The organism is Streptomyces sp. NPDC052301 (genome assembly GCF_044593395.1).
Taxonomy (GTDB): Bacteria; Actinomycetota; Actinomycetes; order Streptomycetales; family Streptomycetaceae; genus Streptomyces.
The window spans coordinates 416,638-431,698 of sequence record NZ_JBIUBE010000007.1; the positions used below are offsets into that span (position 1 = coordinate 416,638).

The following is a 15,061-nucleotide window of genomic DNA, read 5'->3' on the forward strand; positions in this document are numbered from 1 at the left end:
GTGGCTCAGCGGTCGAGCCACCGCACCTCGTACGCGCGCATGTCGAACCGCTTGCCGTCGACCCGGGCGCTGATCGACCGGCCCAGGGTGTTGACCACCAGGACGGTCCTGCCGCTGCCGAGGACACGGACGTTGGGCACGTCGTCGGGGGCGACGGACACGGCCTCGTACCTGGTCCCGGGCGGGAAGGCCCGGGCGAACCGGGTCACCAGGTCCTCCATGGGACGCGCCTGTCCCCCGCCGGCGCCGTCGGTCGGTGTCCACAGGCAGCCGGGGCAGTCGGTGCCGGTCTTCTCCTCCGGATTCCAGTAGAAGCCGGAGTCGGCGCCGCCCTTGACCATGGCGATCATCCCGGTGGCCTGGACGGCCAGCCGGTGCGGCTCCGACCAGCCCTTGCGGTCGTCGTTGCCGTCGCCGGGCTCGACGTAGTACTCGGCCCACCACAGGGGCAGGTCGTGGGTCTGCCGTCGTACCCACGCACCGACCGCGGTCAGCTTGTCGGTGGCCGAGAACTCGTTCGGCAGCAGCTCGTCGTCGCGGGTGTAGCTGGAGCCGTCGACCACGGTGAAGTCGGCGCCCGCCTTGTGCGTGTTCCAGTAGGAGAAGGCGTCCAGCACCCGTTGGTCCATGGCGCCCCACGGGCCCTTCACCGTGGTGGAGGCGTTCTCGTCGCGCGGGTCGACGCTGTCCATGACGAGATACGGCCCGCCGACCATGATGTCCTTGTCGACCTTCTTCAGCGCCCGGTACACGAGGTTGTACAGCTTGGTGTAACCCTCGTAGTCCCAGCGGGACTTGGCGTCGTTCCAGAAGCCCTTGAACTCGTTCCAGACGATGAAGTGCTTCACGTCCGGGTAGCGCCGGGCGACGGTGGCGGCGAGGTCCGCGAAGTCCTGGTAGTGGCCGGGGGTGGGGGCGGTCTCCAGGGCCGCCCGACTCCAGTCGGTGTTGTCCACCCCGGCCTTGCCGCCCTTCATCCAGTCGGGGGAGCAGCACAGGGTGATGACCGGGGTGCCGCCGGAGGCGCGGACGAAGTCGACACGGCGGTCCAGCGCGCCGAAGTCGTAGTGGCCCTCGACCGGTTCGGGATTGTCGGCGCCCCAGCCCATGATGTGCTGGTTCTGCGCCAGTCCGGCGCTGTGGCCGAGCAGTTGCTGCACGCGCCGGGTGGCGGCCGTCGCACCCTCGTCGGCGCTGTACTGGGTGTGCGTGAACCCCCAGCCGACGTACGGCTCCGGTTTCGCCGCCGGGGCGGCGGGAGAGCCGTGCACCCGGTCGCCGTCGCGTGTCGTACCGGCCGTGCTGGGGCCGCCGGACAGCGTGCCGACCAGGGTCACCACCAGGGCCAGCGCCGCCGCGCCCACACCGAGCAGGGCGGTGAGCCGCCACCGCCGAGTATCCGAATCCCACCCATGACGTCCCATCAAGGGCAACAGTAACGGCGGAATCCCCCGCTCGGGCAGGTCTTGGGAACACCCGGAACAGTCGTGGAACACCCGGGACAACCGGTGGAAATGCCGTGCGCGGACGGCATCGGTGCCGGATCATGGCGGCATGTCTGCGAACCCACACGACGCTCTGCCGATCCGGCTCCACGTCGACGACTCCGACTCGCCCTCCGATGTCGTCGACGCGCTGTTCCTCGGCCGCTTCGCGACGGGCGAGCAGCCGTATTCGCACGCGGTGAACATCGACCGGGTCCGCTCCGGCGCGACCCTGCTGCCGGACGGGGCCCGGGTGCTGCGGGTCGCCCGGGACGACGACCGCAGCGCCACCCTGGCGGAGGGCGACGGCTGGACGGTGCTGGTGTCCCGCTGGAACCGGGGCGCGGACGTCACGGTCACCGCGACGACCGCCGAGCTGGCCGAGCGGATCCTCGACCAGGCCACGGACGGTGCGGCCGACGAGCCGGAGCCGCAGCCGGAGAACGTGACGATGGGCTTCTGGTACGTCTCGCCGCGGCGCGGCCCGCACCGCACCACCCGCCAGATCTCGGCCGGCACCTGGGACGAGGTCCGGCCCAACTACACGGCGCCGGTGGCGGAGGCGATGGACCGTCTGATGAAGACGACCCCGGAGGACATCGCGGGCCGGCTGCTCCTGCTGCACGGCCCGCCCGGCACCGGCAAGACCTCGGCCCTGCGCACGCTCGCCCGGTCCTGGCGGGAGTGGTGCCAGGTGGACTGCGTCCTGGACCCGGAGCGGCTCTTCTCCGACGTCGGCTACCTGATGGACATCGCGATCGGTGAGGAGGACGGCGCGGGCAAGGGCCGCTGGCGGCTCCTCCTCCTGGAGGACTGCGACGAGCTGATCCGCGGCGAGGCCCGGCACACCGCGGGCCAGGCCCTGTCCCGGCTGCTGAACCTCACCGACGGCCTGCTCGGCCAGGGCCGCAATGTGCTGGTCGGTGTCACCACCAACGAGGACCTGGAGCGCCTGCACCCGGCCGTGGTGCGCCCCGGCCGCTGTCTGGCCCGTATCGAGGTGGGGCCGCTGACCCGCAGGGAGGCGGTGAAGTGGCTGGGCACCGAGGAGGGCGTCGGCCGGGAGGGGGCCACGCTGGCCGAGCTGTACGCGCTGCGCCGGGGCACGGCACCGACGTCGGTGCCGGGCGCGCGCGAGGGGGCGGACGCGGGCCTGTACCTGTAGTGCTTTGATGGTGGCATGACCCTGTTCGTCGGCACGTCGGGGTGGCAGTACAAGGACTGGCGGGACCTGGTCTACCCGGCCGGGGTCCCGGCACGGCTGTGGCTGGAGGAGTACACCCGGCTCTTCGCGACCGTGGAGATCAACAACGCGTTCTACCGGCTGCCGTCGTACGACACCTTCGCCGCCTGGCGCGAGCGGGTGCCGTCGGACTTCGTGGTCGCGGTCAAGGCCAGCCGCTTCCTCACGCACATCAAGCGCCTGAAGGACCCCGAGGAACCGGTTCACCGCCTGATGACCCACGCGGCGGGCCTCGGTGACCGGCTGGGCCCGGTCCTTCTCCAGCTCCCGCCGACCCTGCGTGCCGACCCCGCCCTGCTGGACGCCTGCCTGGCCTGCTTCCCCGCGGGCACGCAGGTCGCGGTGGAACCCCGCCACGACTCCTGGTGGACGCCCGAGGTGCGCGAGGTCCTGTCGCTGCGGGGTGCGGCCCTGTGCTGGGCGGACGTCCTGGCCCGCCCGGTCACCCCGCTGTGGCGCACCGCCGACTGGGGCTACGTCCGCTTCCACCAGGGCCGCGCCCGGCCGTGGCCCCGCTACGGCCGCCGCTCCCTGGACACCTGGGTGGACCGCATCGCGACGACGTGGTCCCACGGGGAAGACGTCTACGCCTACTTCAACAACGACCCGGGGGGTGCGGCGGTGGCGGACGCGGTGGTGTTCGGGAAGGCGGCACGCAAGGCGGGGCTGACGGTGACCCGGACCCCGGAACCGGTGACGCACCGGTGAGGGACCCCTTACTCCCCGTAGGCCGCCCGCAGGGCGTCCCGCACGGCGGCCAGCGCCTCCTCCTCGCCCAGCCCCAGCCGCCGCACCCGCTCGGCGTAGGCCTGGGCGGCCAGCGACGCCTCGCGTACCGCGGCCGAGCCGGCGGCAGCCACGAACGTGCCGTTGCGTCCCCGCGTCTCGATCACCCCGTCGCCCTCCAGCGCCTTGTACGCCTTGGCGACCGTGTTCACCGCGAGCCCGAGGGACTCGGCCAGCCCGCGCACGGTCGGCAGCCGGTACCCCACCGGCAGCACTCCGGACCGCGCCTGCTCGGAAATCTGTGCCCGTACCTGCTCGTACGGAGGCGCGCTGTCATCGATGCGGATCTTCAGGCTCACACGGCGATTCTCCCGTACCCGCCGGAAAATGAGAGGCATCCCCGGCACGACTCCGCCTACGGTGCCTGCTCATGACAGTGCTCGTGCGCGACCTGCGCCCAGATGACCGGTCCGATGTCGAGACCTTCGCCCGGGTACGGCATCTCGCCCTGCCGCACATCCTCTGGACCCCGGACGCCATCCGCCACCACCTCGCCCGCACCCCTCCCGAAGCCCACGCCCGGTCCCTCGTCGCGGAGGAGGACGGCGAGGTGATCGGCACCGCGCAGCTGAGCCTCGCGCACGACAGCCCGGAGCCGGGCCAGGGAATGCTCAACATCTATGTGCACCCGGAGCGGACGCGACGCGGCGCGGGCGGGGCGCTGGTCCGTGCGGCCGAGGAGCACCTGGCCGCGCACGGGGCGACGAAGCTGTTCGCCTGGCTGCTGGACGAGCCGGCCAACCGGGCCTTCGCCGAGCGCCGCGGTTACCGCGCCGGCCGCTCCGCCCACTTCCTGCGCCTGGACCTGGCGACGGCCGTGCTGCCGCCGCCGGCTCCCCCGGCCGGCACGGAACTGCGCACGGCCGCCGACTTCACCGACGATCCCCGCCCGCTGTTCGAACTGGACGCGGAGACGATGGCGGACGAACCGGGCGATGTGGACTCCGAGTTCTCCGACTTCCGGGCGTGGGTGGCGCAGTACTGGGAACACCCGCTGCTGAACCGGGAGTTGACCACGGTGGTACTGGCCGACGGTCGTCCCGCCGCGTTCAGCGTGGCGTACACCGACGGCGGCTCCCGGTACGCCACCGCGATGACCGGTACCGCACGCGCGTACCGCGGGCGCGGCCTGGCCAAGCTCGCCAAGACCGACTCCCTGCGTCGCGCCCGCGCCGCGGGACACACCGAGGCCCTCACGGGGAACGACACCGGGAACGGTCCGATGCTCGCGATCAACAAGTGGCTCGGGTACGAGATCTGCGCGACGGAGGTGCGCTATGTCCGCGAACTCGGCTGAGCCGGCGGCCCAGGTGGAGGTCGTGCTGGTGAAGGGCGGCCGGACGAAGATCCGTTATCCGGCAGAGCTGCTGGCGGACGACGGCGTACGCCTCGCGGTGCGCGCCCCCTGGGCCGGTGCGGGCGTCCGGGACTTCGGCTTCGTGCGCTTCGAACCCGGCGACCTCTTCACCGAGTACTACTGGCGCGACCGCTGGTACTCGGTGAAGGAGGTCCGGGCCGGGGACGGCACCGTGAAGGGCTGGTACTGCGACATCACCCGCCCGGCCGTGCTGTCCGGCGGCGAGCTGGTCGTGGAGGATCTCGACCTGGACCTGTGGCGCTCCGCCGACGGTACGGACGTACGGCGGCTGGACGAGGACGAGTTCGCCGAGAGCGGGCTCGCGGAGACGGACCCCGTGGCCGCGTCCGCAGCCGTGGCCGCCCTGGACGCCCTGGAGACGCTGGCCCGGGAGCAGGGCTTCGGGGCCCTGCTGGCCTGACCGCTCCGCCCGGCTCACACGGTCGCCACCACCGCGTACCGCTCGTCCGTCACGGCCCGCCCCCACAACAGCGGGTCGTCGGACAGTCGCTCCACGCGCACGGCCGGGCTCAGCGGCGCCAGCAGCGCGGCGAGCCGGTCGGCGGGTATGCCGACCGGGTCCAGCGGGCCCCACACGCCCTCCACCAGCACGAAACGGCCTCCGGGCCGTAGCAGGGTCCGCCAGTGCCGCAGGACGCCCGCCGGATCGGGCAGCGTCCACAGCACGTGGCGGACGAGGACCACGTCGTGGCGCCGCTGCTCCACCGGCGGGGTCGCGGCCTCGCCGCGCAGCACCCTCGCGTCGCGCCCGGCGAGCTTGGCGCGGGCCCGCTCGACCATCGCCGGGGACGAGTCGACCGCTGTCACGCGGTGTCCCTGCTCGACCGCGAGCAGGGACAGGCTCCCGGTGCCGCAGCCCAGGTCGAGGACGTCGGCGGGGCGCCCGGGCAGCCAGGAGCGGAGTCTGGCCGCCCAGGCCGCGCGGACCTCGGGATCGCGCAGGCCGTGGTCCGGCTCGTCGTCGAAGGCGGCCGCCTCGGCGTCCCAGTCCACTTCAGGGGTGTCCGGCGCAACCGTTCGACCGGTCTCGTTCGTCATGCCCCAACAGTGACACCCGCCACTGACAACCCGGCGCCGATGAGGAACTCTCCCCAAAAGCGTCTACCTCCGTGACAACGCGGAACTCGGTAGGCACTGGAGGAGGCAGCCATGCGCCGTGTGACCGTGCACAAGCCCCTGAAGAGGACGGACAGCCGCCGGACCCGTGAAGAGGCGGCGGAGCGCCCCTCGGGGCGTCCCGAGGTGCGCAAGGACATCGCGCGCACCTGGTGGCCCGACAGCTGAGACGTCGCGCGGGCCGTCAGCCCAGTCGCTTGCGGTAGTGGATCCGGTCGTAGGGGCCGTCGACACGGCGTTCCACGATCTCGTATCCGAACTTCGGATAGATCTCCTGGTTCTCCCACATCATCGCGTTCGTGTAGAGCCTGATCTCGCCGAGACCCAGCTCGCGCGCGCGTGTGTCGACGAAGCGCAGCAGCCGCCGCCCGACGCCCGTGCCGTGGGCGTCGGGGCGGACGGCGATGCTGTCCAGGAAGAGATGGTCGGCGAACGCCTCGACCACCACGAGCCCGTCGACCGGCTCCCCGGTGACGAACACCCTGCCCGCGGCCACGTTCGCCGCGTGGTCCGCCTCCATGGGCTGCGGCACCACACCGATGCGCGCGATGTAGGGCTGGTAGGCCGCGTCCGTGACGGCCTGCACGGCCGGCACGTCGGCGGCGACGGCGGCCCGGACGGACTGGGCGGTCCTGTCGATCATGCGGTCACGGTACTTGCCCGAGCGCAGCCCGAGCACTCGCTCACGCTTCGGGGCCCTTCTGCCATGCGGGTGGTGCCCCAGGGCGCGCCGGGGTCTCGGGTCCCCATCGTTCGACTCCTTTGCTTCCGACTGTCCTTTCGAATGGCTCTTCCCCTGCGGGGGGGGAGGTTTCCAAGTACGCCCCCGGCTGGCATCTCGCTTACAACTGGCCTTTCAACGAGGGGGGGTTGGGCGGGACTGGATCTTGGGTCTCACCTGGTTGTTTCAGTCGGTGGCCTGCGGTGGCATATGAGGGTCGCGGCGATGGCGGCGGCCAGGCGAGGTGGGGTGCGGACGCCTCGAAGGCGGCCGCTGCCAGGTCTACGACCGAGTTCGGTACCGCGAGGTCACACTGCTCCGCCCAGCGTGACGGCTACGACGGCGGACGGCAGCGGCGCTCGGCGACCCGACGCGGTGGCGGCGCCAGACGATCTAACCGGGGCTCGCTGCGGCGTGCCCGCATCTTCTGCATACGCAGCGGTACATCAGCGGACTCCGTCCAGCGTCGCACCGGTCCAAAGGCGGCAGGGCAGGCCCGCATCATGAACGCGTACGCGCCGCCGGGAGCCGAACGGGGAGCCGAGCGAGCCGTCCGACGGCGAACGAACCCGGACCCACACGAACGGTCGCGCTGCTCGGCCGCAGGTGGGCGACCAGGTTCCTCCACCCCTGCCTGAGCCCCCGGTTAGCCCGCCCTTAAGGGGACCATAAGGATCTCCTCCACCGGTCCTCAGCAGGCGATTTCACGGTTTCTTGGGGCTAGCTTCTGAAGCCCCCACGGGATCCCCGCCCCGCTGAAGGACCGTTTCCGAGGAGTTCCGCATGTCCGTTCGCGTCCGCCGCAAGGCCGCCGTCGCCGCTGTCGGCCTGACGCCGCTCGCCCTGACCGCGCTCGCCGCCGCTCCCGCCGCCGCCCACGGCTCGATGGGGGACCCGGTCAGCCGTGTCTCGCAGTGCTACGCGGAGGGACCGGAGAGCCCGAGGTCGGCCGCGTGCACGGCGGCTGTCGCGGCCGGCGGGACGCAGGCGCTGTACGACTGGAACGGCATCCGGATCGGTGACGCGGCCGGTCGGCACCAGCAGTTGATCCCCGACGGCAAGCTGTGCAGCGCCGGCAACGAGGAGTTCAAGGGCCTCGACCTGGCCCGCGCCGACTGGCCGGCGACGAGCGTGCACGGCGGGTCGTACACCTTCAGGTACCGGGTGACCGCGCCGCACAAGGGGACCTTCAAGGTCTATCTGACCAAGCCGGGTTACGACCCGGCGAAGCCGCTGGCCTGGTCGGAGCTGGATCTGGAGCACCCGGTCGCGACGGTCACCGACCCGGTCGCCTCGGGTGGCTTCTACACGTTCTCCGGCGCGCTTCCCCAGCGGTCGGGGCGACAGTTGCTGTACGCGGTCTGGCAGCGTTCGGACAGTCCGGAGGCGTTCTACTCCTGCTCGGACGTGGACTTCGGCGGCACCGGTGCGGGGAGCACCGGAAGTACCGCCGCCCCGAGCGCCTCGGCGCCCTCCGACGAGCAGATCGCGGCCGGTGCCGACAAGTCGACGATGACGCACCACGGTCACGGCGGCGACGAGGCGGGCGCGTCGGAGCATCCCACCACCGCGTCCGACCGGTCCGAAGGGTCCGACCGGTCCACCGCGTCCGACGGGCCCGCGTCCCGCGAGTCCCACTCGTCCCACGGTTCCACCGCGTCCGGCGAGGTCAACGAGCCTGATGCGGACGGAAGTCCGCGGGATCTCGCCGAGACCGGCGCATCCGCCGGCACCTCCACCCTCGCGATCGGCGGCGCGGCGGCGCTGGCGCTGGGGTCGGCGGCGCTGTTCCTGTCGGTGCGGCGGCGGGCGACGGGTGGCGGCCACCGCCGGTGAGGGTTCCGGGGCCTGTCCGGCGGCTCAGGTCGGACAGGCCCCGGCGACGGTCAGCTGAGGGCCGACGCGCAGGTGGTGGCGGTGGCGTGGGCCGGGTCGAGCGCGTTGGCGACCTCATGGAAGGCGATCCGGTCGAACAGGCCGATCGCGACGTGTTCGGAGAGGTCGAGCGAGCAGAGGTCCTGCAGCAGGACGTTGTGGACGTCGGAGCCGCTCAGGTACTGGGTGCGCCAGGGGGTGGCGACCTCGTCGTACTTGGTGGCGACGACCGTGTAGTGCACTCCGGGGACGGTGTCGCCGCCCGCGTTGAGCTTGGTGAGGAAGTCGGAGCCGGTGATCTGGTCGGCGAGGCCGGGGGTGGTGGCCTTGAGCAGATCCGCGGCGCCGGGGAAGTACGGCAGCAGGTTGGCGAGACCGTCCAGGTCGGTGCCGTGGTTGTCGGGGGCGAGTCCGACGAGGGCGTTCACCTTGGCGGCTCCGCCGAGGAACCTCAGGTAGTACCGGGGCATCATGCCGCCCTGGGAGTGCCCGACCAGGTCGGCCTTGACGGCTCCGGTCGCGGCGAGCACCTTGTCGACGAAGGCGGACAGCTGCTCGGCCGACTTGTCGATGGGGCCGAGGCCGTAGAAGAGGGGGACGCCGGGGAGTTGGCCGTAGTCGAGGGAGTAGACGCAGTATCCGCGGCTCTCCAGGTAGGGGGCGAGGGCGAGCCAGTTGTCGACCGAGTTGCCGAAGGTGCCGTGCACCAGGACGACGGGGTGGGGGTGGGCTGCGGAAGGCTTGCAGGAGTAGTTGTTCCACCCGCTGCTCGGTGCCGCGTCGGCGGCGTGTGCGGTGGCGGCGGGAACGGTGGCGACGGCGGCGGTGAGGAGCAGCGCGGCGAGGGGTCTGAGCACTCGCTTCCAGGGCAGCATCGTGTGATCTCCTTGCGGCTCAAGGGAGGTGCGACGGCCTAACCCTGTGATCCGGATCACGAGGATGCTGTTCACTCGTCAAGTTACGGGCGGGTAGTGCAGACGTGAAGTTACGCGTCAGTAAAAACTTCCAGTGATAACCGGGGCATCATCCGGGCCCGGGCGGACCGTCACCAGGCGGGCTTGATCGGACCGTAGGGAGCGATCCGCACCAGGGACTCCCGCAACACGCGCACGTCACCCTCGCCCAGCAGTTCGACCCATGCCCCCACCACCTCGGCCGCCGCCGCCTCGGCCGCCCGGGTGCAGGCCCAGCCGCGGTCGGTCAGGACCACCAGCCGGGCCCGCGCGTCCTGCGGATGCGGCCGGCGCTCGGCGTACCCCTTGCGCACGATCTCGTCCACCAGCTGGCTCGCCGCCTGCTTGGTCACTCCGAGGTGCACGGCGAGGTCGGTGACGGTGGCGCCGTCCGGGGCGAGCCGCCCGAAGGCGAAGCCGTGTGCGGGCCGGAGATCGGTGAACCCGCGAGCCGTCACCCCGTCATGAATGCGCTGGGTGAGATCACCCGCGACGGCGAGCAGTGCGGCGGACAGGGCCATGGCTTCGGAGTTCTGCACGGAGGCATTGAAACACCCTTGACGCATCGGTCAAGCTGCTTGACCATGTAGTCAAGCAGCTTGACCACTTGAACGGAGTTCTCCGCCATGCCCGTCATCCGCTCGTCCGAGGCCGTGACCCACGAGATCCACGGCGCTCGCTTCGTCTCGTACGCCACCCCGCTCACCGGCAGCAAGGAGCTGTGCGCCTGGCGCGGCGAGATCCCGCCCGGCACCCAGGCGCCCGCCCACACCGTCAGCCGGGAGGAGATCTTCCATCTGCTCGTCGGTGACCTGCTGATCACCCTGGACGGCCGCACCGAGCGGATCTCGGCGGGCGACACGGTGATCGTCGGCGCCGGCGCGACCCTCGCCGTGGAGAACCCGACCGACCACACCGCGATCTCCTGGGTCACCACCTCCGTCGGCCTCACGGCCGAGCTGGCCGACGGCACCCTCGTCACCCCGCCGTGGGCCAACTGACAACGACCCCGGGAGGAGTCAGGCCGCCAGCGTCCCCGGCATCACCGCGCGCGGTCCGAACTTGGCCCGGGCCCGGTCCGCGACCTCCTCGATGCGGCGCACCTTCTCGTCCACGGGATCGAAGGTGAGCTGGTAGGTGGCCTGGTCGGCGGGGGTGAGCCCCTCGGCGCGCAAGGAGAGCGCGCGGACCCGGGCGCGCTGCAGACCGAGCGCCTCGTACATGCCGTACGCCGTCCCGGCCAGGGCCGCCGAGTGCGCGGTCGGTTCCTTCAGGGTGCGGCTGCGGGTGGTGGAGGAGCGGTCGGCGTAGCGCACGGTGAGGGTCAGCGTGCGGCAGACCTTCCCCACCGCGCGCAGCCGGGCGCCGATCTCCTCGGCGGCCGACAGCAGCGCCCTGCGGTGCCGGCCGGGGTCCAGCTCGTCGAGCTCGAAGGCCCGTTCCGTCGCCAGCGACCGTGAGACGGCGTTCGGCACGACCCGGCCCCGGTCGACGCCGCTCGCCTTCTCGCGCAGCTCACGGCCCGCCTTCGCGCCGATCAGCCGCTGGAGCGTGGACGGCGGCGCGGCGGCGACCAGGCCCAGGGTGTCCAGGCCGTACTCGCACAGCGTGCGGGCGGTCGCCGTACCGACGCCGGGCAGCGCGGACACCGGCCGCTCGGCGAGGAACTCCGCGATGCCGTCCGGGTCCTCGGGCACCGCACAGGTCACCCCGGGCCGGGCGTCGCGCAGCGCCACACGGGCCAGCATCGGCCCCGGACCGGCACCGATCACACAGTCGACGCCGTACCGTGCGAGCGCGCGCACCCGGATCACCGAGGCCAGCTCCACGGCGCTGCGCCCGAAGTACCGCTCGGCACCTCGGAGATCGGCCAGCGCCCCGTCCGGTGGCAGCGCCTCGACCACCGGGGTGAAGTCCTCCAGCAGCCCGAGCAGCCCCGGCAGGGCCGCTTCGTACATCGGCGGCAGCTGGAAACGTACGCAGAGGATGGTCATCCCGCACTCCCCGGACTCTGGTGCCACAACTTCCTGATCGCCGCGGGCCCTTGTGCGGCGTCCTGACCGGCGGGCCGCAGATCGGCCCAGGGGTGCATCTCGTACCCCGTGGGCATGCGGATCGTCCGGCCCTCCATCGGGTCACGGGCCGCGGAGCCGGCCGGCGCGGGCAGCCCGTCGGAACCGGCGAGCCGGGCCCGGGACGGGCCGCCGTCGCCCGCCGAGGGTCCGTCCCCGGCCGGACCGGGGACTTCGGCCAGCCGGACCGCGACCCCGTCGAGCCCCTCCTCGTGCCGCACGTCGACCAGCTCGGCGAGGTTCCAGGCGGCGGAGCCCACCACGCTCAGACTGCGCGGACCGCGCCGCTGCACCACTCCGCGCACCAGCAGCAGCCAGGAGTGGAAGACGGTGTGGGCACAGGCGTCGTGCGAGTCGTCGAAGAAGGCGAGGTCGACCAGGCCCGTGCCGTCGTCCAGCGTGGAGAAGATGACCCGCTTGCCGGACCGGATCGGCGGGGTCTGGGTGGCCGCCTTGGCGCCCGCCACCAGCACCGTCTCCCCGTGCCGGGCCTCCCGCAGCCGGCGCGCGGAGACCACGCCCAGCTCCTTCAGGAACTCCCGGTGGTCGTCCATCAGATTGCGCGAGGCGTCCATGGACAGCACACCCAGCTCTGCGCTGAGCCGCTCCGCCGAGGTCAGGTCGGGCAGTCCGGCCGGGGCGGTCTTCCGGCCCCCGGCGAGGGGGAGTTGACCGCCGCCACCGCCCCGGGCGCCCCGGTGCAGCTCGGTCAGGTGCAGCTGGAGATCACGCCGGTTGGCACCGAACGCGTCCAGCGCGCCCACCTGGGCGAGTCGCTGGGCCAGCGGACGGCTCGGCCGGGCCCGCTCCCAGAAGTCCAGCAGGGAGGAGTACGGCTGCCCGTCCGCGATCCGCCGCGCCTCGGCCTCACTGATGCCGTGCACGTCGGACAGGGCGAGCCGCAGCCCCCACACCCTTGATTCAGACACCAGTTCGATCCGATGAGCGACTCCGGAGACATTCACGTCCAACGGCAGGATCGGCACCCCGCGCCGCCGCGCATCCGCCAGCAGCAGCCGCTTCGGGTACATCCCGGGATCGTGCGTGAGCAGCCCGGCGTAGAAGGCGGCCGGGTGATGGGCCTTCAGCCAGGCCGACTGGTACGTCGGCACGGCGAAGGCGACGGCATGCGCCTTGCAGAAGCCGTACGACCCGAAGGCCTCCACGATCTCCCAGGTCCGCTGAATCGTTTCCGCGCTGTACCCCCCGGCCGCCGCGCACTGCGCGAACCACACCTTGATCCGCCCCTGCGACTCCGGGTCGGACAGCCCCCGCCGCACCCGGTCGGCCTCGCCCCGGCCACAGCCGGTCATGACGGCGACGATGTCGATGACCTGCTCGTGGAAGACGACGACCCCGTACGTCCCCTTCAACGGCTCCTCCAGGTCCGGGTGCGGATACCGCACCGGCGCCCGTCCGTGCCGCGCCTCGATGAACGGCCGGACCATGTCGGCGGCGACGGGTCCGGGCCGGAACAGCGAGATGTCGACGACCAGATCGTGGAACGTGCTCGGCTGCAGCCGCCCCACCAGGTCCCGCTGCCCCGGCGACTCGATCTGGAAGCAGCCCAGCGTCTCGGCGGACCGGATCAAGCGGTACGTCTCCGGATCCCCCGGCTCCACCGCGTCCAGGTCGATCCGCTCCCCCGTGGCCCGCTCCACCTCGGCCACCGCGTGCGCCATGGCCGACTGCATCCGCACGCCCAGCACATCCAGCTTGAGCAGCCCGAGGTCCTCCACGTCCTCCTTGTCGAACTGCGACATCGGCAGCCCCTCGCCGCTGGTCGGCACGACCGGCGTACGGGCGAGGAGCGAGGCGTCGGACAGCAGCACCCCGCACGGATGCATGGCCACCCCGCGCGGCAGGGCGTCGAGCGCCTCGACCAGCTCCCACAGCCTGCCGTACTTCTCCTTCTCCCCCGCGAGCCGCTTCAGCTCGGGCAGCTCCTCCAGCGCGGCCCGCGCGTCCCGGGCCCGGATGTGCGGAAAGGACTTGGCCACCCGGTCGATCTCGGCGGGATCCATGGACAGCGCGGCACCCACGTCCCGGACGGCATGCCGTACCCGGTAGGTCTCCGGCATGGAGACGGTCGCGACCCGCTCCTGTCCGAACCGCCCGATGATCGCCCGGTACACCTCGAGCCGCCGCGCGGACTCCACGTCGATGTCGATGTCGGGCAGCACCACGCGCTCCTTGGAGAGGAAGCGCTCCATCAGCAGCCCGTGCTCGACCGGATCGGCATGCGCGATCCCCAGCAGATGGTTGACGAGGGAGCCGGCCCCGGATCCGCGGGCGGCCACCCGGATCCCCATCCCCCGTACGTCGTCGACGACCTGGGCGACCGTCAGGAAGTAGGAGGCGAATCCGTGGTGGGCGATGATGTCCAGCTCCTGGTGCATCCGCTCCCAGTACGCGCGCCGGCCGCCGTACCCGAGCCGCACCATCCCCGCCGCTGTCCGCGAGGCCAGCGCCCGCTGGGCGGTGCGCCGCCCGGCGCCCACCAGCTGCGGTTCGGGAAAGTGCACGGTCCCGATGCCCAGGCCCGCCTCGGGGTCGACCCGGCACTCCTCGGCCGTGGCCCAGGTCTGCTCCAGCAGCCGGTGAGCGGTGTCCCGCCGGTACCCGGCCGCCTCCACCACCCGTTCGGCGACGCCCAGCATGGCCTGCGCGTCCTTCAGCCAGGCCTCCCCGGAGTCCAGCTCCCCGCGCGGGTCGATCGGCACCAGCCGCCGCGCGGCGTCCAGGACGTCGGCGACCTGGCCCATCCCCGGGTCGGCGTACCGGACGGCGTTGCTCAGCACGGGCCGCACCCGCTGTTCGGCGGCGAAGCCGACGGTACGGGAGGCCAGCCGCAGCGACCCGGGCCCGGTGCCCGACCGCCCGTGCCACACGGCCTCCAGCCGCAGCGCGTCCCCGTACGCCGCGCGCCAGGCGTCCAGCAGCTCGGCGGCGCGGTCGGGCCGCCCCGCGGCAAGGGCGCGGCCCACGTCGGACCCCGGCCCGAGCAGCACGACGAGACCCTCGCCCCGGTGACCGGACCAGGGCAGCAGCGGAGCCCCCTCACCGGCGTGCGCGGCCGTGACGAGCCGGCACAGCTCGGCCCACCCGCGGGCGCCGTCCCGGGCCAGGAAAGTCACCCGGGGCGCCGACTCGTCGACGAAGGCGCCCCCGCGCACCGGCGTACGCCGACGCGCCTGTCGTGCCCCGCTCCTCTCCTCCACCGCCAGGTCCACCCCGAAGACGGGACGGACCCCCACCCCGGCGCAGGCCTTGGCGAAGCGGACCGCACCGGCGAGCGTGTCGCGGTCGGTCAGCGCGAGCGCGTCCATACCTCGTTCCGAGGCACGCTCGGCCAGCCGCTCCGGGTGGGACGCCCCGTATCTCAGGGAGAACCCGGAGACGGTGTGCAGATGCGCGAAGCCCGGCACACGCA

The 15,061-nt window shown here is 72.4% G+C and carries 15 protein-coding genes; 7 read left to right on the top strand and 8 right to left on the bottom strand.

The window, feature by feature from the left end; translation table 11 throughout:
• Positions 1 to 5: 5 nt before the first annotated feature.
• Positions 6 to 1,424 carry a xylan 1,4-beta-xylosidase gene (locus tag ACIHEJ_RS22440; RefSeq protein ID WP_400138236.1) on the bottom strand — a complete coding sequence of 473 codons (1,419 nt, stop codon included), beginning with the start codon at positions 1,422 to 1,424 and terminating at the stop codon, positions 6 to 8.
• 130 nt (positions 1,425 to 1,554) lie between these two features.
• On the opposite strand from ACIHEJ_RS22440, the gene ACIHEJ_RS22445 reads away from it, so the two are divergent.
• Positions 1,555 to 2,649, top strand: coding sequence for a DUF5925 domain-containing protein (locus ACIHEJ_RS22445; protein WP_400138237.1), 1,095 nt, complete (start codon positions 1,555 to 1,557; stop codon positions 2,647 to 2,649).
• A gap of 15 nt (positions 2,650 to 2,664) precedes the next feature.
• Positions 2,665 to 3,435 carry a DUF72 domain-containing protein gene (locus ACIHEJ_RS22450; protein ID WP_400138238.1) on the top strand — a complete coding sequence of 257 codons (771 nt, stop codon included), beginning with the start codon at positions 2,665 to 2,667 and terminating at the stop codon, positions 3,433 to 3,435.
• Positions 3,436 to 3,443: 8 nt separating this feature from the next.
• On the opposite strand, the gene ACIHEJ_RS22455 is transcribed toward ACIHEJ_RS22450, so the two are convergent.
• On the bottom strand, positions 3,444 to 3,812 hold the full coding sequence (locus ACIHEJ_RS22455; protein ID WP_400138239.1) for a GntR family transcriptional regulator: 369 nt from the start codon (positions 3,810 to 3,812) through the stop codon (positions 3,444 to 3,446).
• A gap of 71 nt (positions 3,813 to 3,883) precedes the next feature.
• On the opposite strand from ACIHEJ_RS22455, the gene ACIHEJ_RS22460 reads away from it, so the two are divergent.
• Both ACIHEJ_RS22460 and ACIHEJ_RS22465 read left to right on the top strand, forming a co-directional pair.
• Positions 3,884 to 4,810 carry a GNAT family N-acetyltransferase gene (locus ACIHEJ_RS22460; protein WP_400138240.1) on the top strand — a complete coding sequence of 309 codons (927 nt, stop codon included), beginning with the start codon at positions 3,884 to 3,886 and terminating at the stop codon, positions 4,808 to 4,810.
• Positions 4,791 to 5,291: a DUF402 domain-containing protein gene (locus tag ACIHEJ_RS22465; RefSeq protein WP_400138241.1), complete on the top strand. Its 501-nt coding sequence runs from the start codon at positions 4,791 to 4,793 to the stop codon at positions 5,289 to 5,291. The genes ACIHEJ_RS22460 and ACIHEJ_RS22465 overlap by 20 nt, the downstream gene beginning before the upstream one ends.
• A 14-nt stretch (positions 5,292 to 5,305) precedes the next feature.
• On the opposite strand, the gene ACIHEJ_RS22470 is transcribed toward ACIHEJ_RS22465, so the two are convergent.
• Complete coding sequence (locus ACIHEJ_RS22470; protein ID WP_400138242.1) at positions 5,306 to 5,929, bottom strand: class I SAM-dependent methyltransferase; 624 nt, start codon at positions 5,927 to 5,929, stop codon at positions 5,306 to 5,308.
• Positions 5,930 to 6,040: 111 nt separating this feature from the next.
• Between ACIHEJ_RS22470 and ACIHEJ_RS22475 the strand changes: the two genes are divergently transcribed.
• Positions 6,041 to 6,175, top strand: coding sequence for a hypothetical protein (locus ACIHEJ_RS22475; RefSeq protein WP_400138243.1), 135 nt, complete (start codon positions 6,041 to 6,043; stop codon positions 6,173 to 6,175).
• Between the two features lie 16 nt (positions 6,176 to 6,191).
• Here ACIHEJ_RS22475 and ACIHEJ_RS22480 read toward each other — a convergent pair whose 3' ends face one another.
• Entirely contained in the window at positions 6,192 to 6,650 is a 459-nt protein-coding gene (locus ACIHEJ_RS22480; RefSeq protein WP_400138244.1) for a GNAT family N-acetyltransferase, read from the bottom strand.
• An 861-nt stretch (positions 6,651 to 7,511) separates the two neighbouring features.
• Between ACIHEJ_RS22480 and ACIHEJ_RS22485 the strand changes: the two genes are divergently transcribed.
• Positions 7,512 to 8,564, top strand: a complete 1,053-nt coding sequence (locus ACIHEJ_RS22485) for a lytic polysaccharide monooxygenase (RefSeq protein WP_400138245.1) — start codon at positions 7,512 to 7,514, stop codon at positions 8,562 to 8,564.
• A 50-nt stretch (positions 8,565 to 8,614) separates the two neighbouring features.
• On the opposite strand, the gene ACIHEJ_RS22490 is transcribed toward ACIHEJ_RS22485, so the two are convergent.
• Positions 8,615 to 9,478, bottom strand: coding sequence for an esterase/lipase family protein (locus ACIHEJ_RS22490; RefSeq protein WP_400138246.1), 864 nt, complete (start codon positions 9,476 to 9,478; stop codon positions 8,615 to 8,617).
• Between the two features lie 170 nt (positions 9,479 to 9,648).
• A complete protein-coding gene (locus ACIHEJ_RS22495) occupies positions 9,649 to 10,095 on the bottom strand; it encodes a MarR family winged helix-turn-helix transcriptional regulator (protein WP_400138247.1) in 447 nt (148 codons plus the stop codon).
• Positions 10,096 to 10,182: 87 nt separating this feature from the next.
• Between ACIHEJ_RS22495 and ACIHEJ_RS22500 the strand changes: the two genes are divergently transcribed.
• A complete protein-coding gene (locus ACIHEJ_RS22500; RefSeq protein ID WP_400138248.1) occupies positions 10,183 to 10,557 on the top strand; it encodes a cupin domain-containing protein in 375 nt (124 codons plus the stop codon).
• A gap of 18 nt (positions 10,558 to 10,575) precedes the next feature.
• Here the strand turns inward: ACIHEJ_RS22500 and ACIHEJ_RS22505 are convergent, their stop codons facing one another.
• A complete protein-coding gene (locus tag ACIHEJ_RS22505) occupies positions 10,576 to 11,550 on the bottom strand; it encodes a DNA polymerase thumb domain-containing protein (RefSeq protein ID WP_400138249.1) in 975 nt (324 codons plus the stop codon).
• Positions 11,547 to 15,056 carry a DNA polymerase III subunit alpha gene (locus ACIHEJ_RS22510; protein ID WP_400138250.1) on the bottom strand — a complete coding sequence of 1,170 codons (3,510 nt, stop codon included), beginning with the start codon at positions 15,054 to 15,056 and terminating at the stop codon, positions 11,547 to 11,549. The genes ACIHEJ_RS22505 and ACIHEJ_RS22510 overlap by 4 nt, the downstream gene beginning before the upstream one ends.
• Between the last annotated feature and the right edge of the window lie 5 nt (positions 15,057 to 15,061).